At 61.7% G+C, this 6,344-nt stretch carries 4 protein-coding genes; 1 reads left to right on the top strand and 3 read right to left on the bottom strand.

Features of this window, described 5'->3' with window-relative positions:
• The 3 genes from MOV63_RS17915 to MOV63_RS17905 all read right to left on the bottom strand — a co-directional run.
• A partial coding sequence (locus MOV63_RS17915; protein ID WP_247035340.1) for a hypothetical protein occupies nt 1-2,709 on the bottom strand: 2,709 nt, incomplete at its 3' end.
• A 66-nt stretch (nt 2,710-2,775) separates the two neighbouring features.
• Nucleotides 2,776-4,533, bottom strand: a complete 1,758-nt coding sequence (gene argS / locus MOV63_RS17910) for an arginine--tRNA ligase (RefSeq protein WP_247035339.1) — start codon at nt 4,531-4,533, stop codon at nt 2,776-2,778.
• Between the two features lie 62 nt (nt 4,534-4,595).
• Nucleotides 4,596-5,813 (bottom strand): deoxyguanosinetriphosphate triphosphohydrolase, encoded by a 1,218-nt coding sequence (locus tag MOV63_RS17905; protein ID WP_247035337.1) that lies wholly within the window; start codon nt 5,811-5,813, stop codon nt 4,596-4,598.
• A 136-nt stretch (nt 5,814-5,949) separates the two neighbouring features.
• Here MOV63_RS17905 and erpA point away from each other — a divergent pair, with 136 nt between their 5' ends.
• Nucleotides 5,950-6,279, top strand: coding sequence for an iron-sulfur cluster insertion protein ErpA (erpA, locus tag MOV63_RS17900; protein WP_113128862.1), 330 nt, complete (start codon nt 5,950-5,952; stop codon nt 6,277-6,279).
• Nucleotides 6,280-6,344: the final 65 nt, after the last annotated feature.

Raw genomic sequence — 6,344 nt, 5'->3', positions numbered from 1 at the left:
CGCCGCGACGGTCGGCGTGATCGGGTCCGCTCTCACCACGTTGACGTGTTCTGCCGGAGCGGCCGGATTGGCTGGCGCGGAGACCGGAAGGACACCGGAAGAACCCGCATTCGAGACGGTCGACGAGGGTTGCGGACGGGCCGGTGTGGCAGGCGTGGAAGGCGGAAGCTTAGCAGGGAACGCCGCTGCCGTTTCGACCGGCTTTGCGCCCGCGGCTGGCAGCTTCGGCGCTTCCGGTGCGGCGAGTGCCGGCGCTGCAATTTCCTGCTCGACCAGCTTGCCGTCCGGGCGGACGATCATCGTCTTGACCTTGCGCGGCATGACGGTCACGGGCTGCTGCTCAGCAGAGGTATTGTTTTGCGCAGTCCGATCCTGCGGCAGGAGGCGTGGATCCTCCGTCTCGCCGACATCGGTCGGCTCGATATCGTTCTCGCCTTCGAGCGGCAACGTATCGGGCATCAAGGTCTTCTGGACGACGTCGATCGGCTCCTCGTTGGAGGAGATCAGCGTGCGCTGCTTCGGATCCTTCGGCGAGACGCCGGCGACGCGATCGTAGACAGCCTTGTCCTGGTTGGGGACAGTCTTGCCGCCCGGATTTTCCGGCGCAATCTTGATCGGCTCTTTGTCGGCCGCAATGATGACCGGTTCGCCGCCCGAAACGACACTCGAAACGCTGCTGCCGAAGAACGCATAGGCGCCGGCACCGCCAAGGATCACGACGCCGGCAAGAACCAGCGGCATGGCCCAGCTGCGGACGGAACGGCGGGCGTTCTCGACCGTCGCGATATAATCGCTGTCGGAATAATGCAGTTCCTCATGCTCCGCCGCCGGCAAGGGCGTCGTCAGGCTGCGGCGAAAATCCTCTTCCAGCGCACGTTCGAAATCGTCGAGATCGGTATAGGCCGGCGAACGGCTTGCTTCGGCGGCGGTCTGCTGGCCTTTCTGCGCGATATCAATCTCAGGCTTGCGCGCCGGCGCCGGGGCCGACTTGCCGGGGGCTGCCAGCAGCGTCGCAAGTTCGGCATCGATGTCGAGTTCGTAATCGGGACGATAGGCCGGCGGCTGTTCCGGCTCTTCTGCCGGCAGCGACGGCACGTCGAGCTCGGCGATCGCCTCCACCTGGTCTTCGGAATCGGCAATCTGAGCCGGATCGAATGGCAGGTCGGCCATCGATTCGGGCTCTTCGACAACCTGCGTCTCCACAACCGGTGCCGCCACAGCGATGGGCGCAACGCGCGCGGCCGGCGTCGCCGAAGGGGCGGCAGGTTCGGCCTTTACAGCAGCCGCCGCAGGCGTCGCCTGAACCGGATGTTTCTGCGTCTCTTCGACAACGATCTCGGCAAGGTCGAGTTCCAGGCCATCGAGCGCCAACTCGAATTCCTCATCAGAGAAGGGATCCTTGTCGTCTAGAGACGGCACCTCGGCAACCGGAGGCGTGGCAACCGTCGCATTGGCAATCACGGGCGCAGCGGGTGCGACAGCAGGCGTTGCGGCAAGCTCGGGCGCGTTCGCCACAGGGGTTGCGAGCGGCTGCCCGTTGGATGTCGGCAGCGTATAACGCTGGACGTCGTAGATCAGTTCATCGAGCGCGGAGAACCGATCCTTTTGCGACGCACCGGCACTCTGACCGGTCGATGTAACAGACGTGGCCGCGACGGGCGCAGGCTGCAGTTCCTGCGCCTCCGAGGTCTTTGCAGAAATCTGCAGTTCGGCAGCCGGTGCCGGCTCGATCTTCGGGCTCGGGAGATCGTCCAGAACCGGAGGCTCGACAGCATACTCGTTCAGTGCAGGTGCGGCCGCCTGAGAAGGGATTACAGCCGCCTGCGCAGAGGCCGCAGAAACGTCTCGTGCTACGCTGAAATTGGTGAGCGGCATGCGGAAGCCAGGAATATAGGCGCCCTTGCCCCTCTCCGCCTTTGGCTCCGGTTCAAATCTCGCCTCCGGCTCGAAAGCTGCCTCGGGTTCAGGGGCTGCTTCAGGTTCGAAGGTCGCTTGCGGCACGAACCGGACCTCCGGCTCGATTTTCGCCTCGGGCTCGAACCTCACCTCGGGCTGACCTGCAGCAACCGGCTCGGCCGCGATCGAGTTTTCCAACTCAGCCGCGAGATCGAATTCCTCTGCTGGCTCTTCTATCGACGTGGTGGGAGACATCATGCCGGCTGTCGGAAAATCGGGCAGATCGAAGACGGGTTCCACACGTGCGGCTTCGAAAGCCGGTTCGACTATCGGATCGGAGGCAACGCTCTCGTCGACGGCATCAAACGCCAATGGCGGCTCTTCGTCACCGAACTGCCGATCGTCCCGTTCACCGATCGCACTATCGGCCGGCAGAAAAGCCTGCGGCAGTTCGATCGCGGCCGGCTCAGCCGGAACGAACTCCAGTTCCTCCGGCTCTACCGGCGGCGCAGCCACTGCGGCATCGGAAGCAGGCTCGGCGAATGACCGGGGCCCATCGTCAAGAGCGATATCGTGAATGGGATCGAGCCGCGGCGCGTCATAGCGCTCGAACTCCTGAAGAAGCTCGTCTTCGAGATTAAATGCCGGCTCTCGCCGTCCAGACGCTGAAGTATCGGCGGAAGATGATCCGGGCTTGGCGGCGACGGGAAGATCGTCGTAGCCTACGATGCGGGCGAGTTCTGCCAGCGGATCATCATCGGCAAAGAAGTCCGGTAAATCATTCCGGTTACGCGCAAGGTTGTTATCGGCCATTACCTCGTCCACTCACCTACATTACAACGCATATGCCAGTGCAATGTGGGGAAATGGTGGCGATATTTACCGCATTTCTTCCGGTGCCGCAGTGCCCGTGATCCCAAGTCCTGACTTCAAAACAGAGGCGACAGCATGCACCAGCCCAAGCCTGGCAATACTCAATTCTCGGTTTTTATCGTTAACAAAGCGTAATTCCGGTTGTTCTTTACCCTTATTCCAATGCGCATGGAAGAAACTTGCCAGATCATAGAGGTAAAAAGCAAGCCGATGAGGCTCCTGCGCCTGGGCCGCAGCCTCAATGATTCTGGGGTATTCCGCAAGTTTGGCAACCAGCTGCATCTCATTCGGATCGTTAATCAGGCTGCTCGAACCTTTGAGGTCGAGCGAAGCAAAATCGAGCCCTGGGAACGCTTCCTTTGCCTGCCGGAACACCGACGAGCAGCGCGCATGGGCATACTGCACGTAGAACACCGGATTGTCCTTCGACTGCTCGGTCACCTTGGCGAAGTCGAAATCGAGCGGCTCGGAACTCTTCCTGTAGAGCATCATGAAACGCACCGCGTCGCGGCCGACCTCGTCGACCACTTCGCGAAGGGTCACGAAGTTGCCGGAACGCTTCGACATCTTCACAGGCTCGCCATTGCGGTACAGCTTGACGAGCTGGCAGAGGAGCACGGTGAGCTTCGCCTTGCCGCCGGAGACGGCACGCGCGACGGCTTCCAGGCGCTTGACATAGCCGCCGTGGTCGGCGCCGAGCACATAGATCATCTCGTCGTAACCACGGTCGAACTTGTCCTTGAAGTAGGCAACGTCGGCCGCAAAGTAAGTATAGCTGCCGTCCGACTTGATCAGCGGCCGGTCCATATCGTCGCCCACTTCGGTGGAGCGGAACAGCGTCTGCTCGCGATCCTCCCAGTCTTCCGGCAACTGACCCTTCGGCGGCGGCAGCGTGCCCTTGTAGACGTGCCCCTTGAAGGTGAGGTCGTTGATCGCCTGGCGGATGCGCTGCGCGCCATTGGCATGCAAGGTCCGTTCCGAATAAAAGACATCGTGATGGACGTTGAGCGCTTCGAGATCGTCGCGGATCAGCGCCATCATCGAGTCGATCGCCTTGTCCTTGACGATCGGCATCCAGGCATCTTCCGGCATGTTATGCAGCCGCGAACCGTATTCCTCCGCCAGGGCCTGCCCGACCGGCACGAGGTAGTCGCCCGGATAAAGGCCCGAGGGGATCTCGCCGATCGTCTCTCCGAGAGCCTCGCGGTAACGCAGGAAGACCGAGCGGGCCAGAACATCGATCTGGCTGCCGGCATCGTTGATGTAATATTCCTTGGCCACGTCGTAGCCGGCAAATTCCATCAGGTTCGCCAGCGCATCGCCCACGACAGCACCACGGCAATGGCCGACATGCATCGGGCCCGTCGGGTTGGCCGAGACGTATTCGACATTCGCCTTCTTCTCGGCGCCGACCGTCGAGCGGCCGTAATCCGTGCCCTCGGCAATCATCGAGGCGAGCAGGCGCTGCCAGTAGGGAGCACCGAGCCGGATATTGATGAAGCCGGGACCGGCCACGGAAACTTCGCTGATGTCAGCATCCGAACGCAGCGCTTCGGCGATGATATCGGCGAGCGCACGCGGATTGGTGCCGAGCGGTTTTGCCAGAACCATGGCGGCATTGGTGGCCACATCGCCGTGGCTCTGGTCCCGCGGCGGCTCGACTGCGATACGGCCGAAATCAAGCTCGCTTCGCTTTTCCTTGATAATATCAAGGCTTTCCAAAGCGTTCTTAATTCTTGTTTCGAAGTCGGCAAAAAGATTCATGTTCAATCATCCCCGATACATGCCCGAGGACCCTTGCTGGCCAGTGTCATTGGTGGCGGTGCCTAGCGCAAATCCGGAGTCTGGTCAAACAGCTCGCCATGCGCCTTGATCGCGAAGGTATCGGTCATCCCGGCGAGATAATCGCCGACATGCCGGGCTCTTGCGGTCTCTCCGAGACCGGCAATGTGATTGACCCAATAATGGCTGCGCATCAGCGACGGATCATTCATATAGGCGTTGAACAGATCCGAAACGATCTGGGAGGCGCCGGCGCGGATGCGCATGATGTCGGGATGCCGGTAGATGCGCGAAAACAGCAGCTTTTTGATGCAGCGGTCGGTCTCGGCCATCTCTCCAGAAAAGGTGGCGATGACATGCCCAGCGGAGCGGACGTCAGCGGCGCTCTGCGGATCCACCTTGTCGAGGTTGTGCTGCGCCACGTCGATGACGTCCTCGACCATGTGCGTGATCTGCCGGCGCATGATCTCATGGGCAAAACGGCTCGGTTCGAGATGCGGATAACGTGCCCTCACCTCCGCCATCAGTTTGGCGAGGAAGGGCACATCGTCGAGCATCTCGAAGGTCAACAGGCCGGAGCGCAGCCCGTCGTCGATGTCATGGGTGTTGTAGGCGATATCGTCGGCGATTGCCGCGACCTGCGCCTCCAGGCTGGCATAGCTCGCGAGTTCCAGATCATGCAGCTCGCAATAGTCGCGGATCGGCTGCGGCACGGGGCCGCGGGTGCCCTCGCCGGTGGCGCTGAGCAGCGGACCATTGTGCTTGACGAGGCCTTCGAGGCTTTCCCAGGTGAGATTGAGCCCGTCGAAATCCGCATATCGGCGCTCGAGCTTGGTGACGATGCGGAGCGATTGGGCGTTATGGTCGAAACCGCCATAGGGCTTCAGCATCTCATCCAGCGCATCTTCGCCGGTATGACCGAATGGCGTATGGCCGAAGTCGTGCACCAGCGCCACGCCTTCGGCGAGGTCCTCGTCGAGCTTCAGGGCGCGGGCAAGCGCACGGGCGATCTGCGCCACCTCGATCGTATGGGTCAGCCGGGTGCGGTAATGGTCACCGTCAGGGCTGATGAACACCTGCGTCTTGTGCTTCAGCCGCCGGAATGCGGTCGTGTGGACGATCCGGTCACGGTCGCGCTGGAACTCCGAGCGCGTCAGGCTGCCGTCTTCGGGAAACAGGCGCCCGCGCGACGCCCAGGGGTTGGCGGCGTAGACCGCGCGCTCGCCACTGCCGAAACCCAGCGCCCTGGTATCGATCGTCATGCCGTCACCTGTTTGTTCATCCGCCGCCTGCCGCCCATTGACGTGCCCTTCACGTCTTCATACCTATAGTGGAGCTGTGCGCAATGCCGGTGACAGGAATCTCTCCGGGCCTTGAACCCGGCAGGAGGCGGATAATATGGAAACCAATGTAACTCTTTCAAATGCGGCGGCCAAGCGCATCGCCGAAATCGTCGGCAACGAAGCCGGCAAGCAGGCGCTGCGCGTCTCGGTCGAAGGCGGCGGCTGTTCGGGCTTCTCCTACAAGTTCGATCTCGCCGAAGCGCCCGAGGACGACGACGTGGTGATCGCCAACGGCGACGCCAAGGTGCTGATCGACAGCCTCTCGCTCGTCTATATGGCGGGCTCGGAGATCGACTTCGTCGACAACCTGCTCGGCCAATCCTTCCAGATCAAGAACCCGAACGCGGTTGCCAGCTGCGGCTGCGGCACCAGTTTCTCGATCTGATAACATCCTCCCTTACGCACTTCGCCCTTCCCAACGCTTCCTCTTTCGCTAAAAGAGGAAGCGAA

This window comes from Neorhizobium sp. SHOUNA12A (assembly GCF_023006505.1).
Lineage (GTDB): Bacteria > Pseudomonadota > Alphaproteobacteria > Rhizobiales > Rhizobiaceae > Neorhizobium.
This window is presented reverse-complemented; position numbering and strand designations above follow the sequence as displayed.

What these genes read in the sequence shown, in the direction of transcription:
- MOV63_RS17905 (WP_247035337.1), bottom strand. Translation starts at nt 5,813, where the DNA reads ATGACGATCGATACCAGGGCGCTGGGTTTCGGCAGTGGCGAGCGCGCG.
- argS (WP_247035339.1), bottom strand. Translation starts at nt 4,533, where the DNA reads ATGAATCTTTTTGCCGACTTCGAAACAAGAATTAAGAACGCTTTGGAA.
- erpA (WP_113128862.1), top strand. Translation starts at nt 5,950, where the DNA reads ATGGAAACCAATGTAACTCTTTCAAATGCGGCGGCCAAGCGCATCGCC.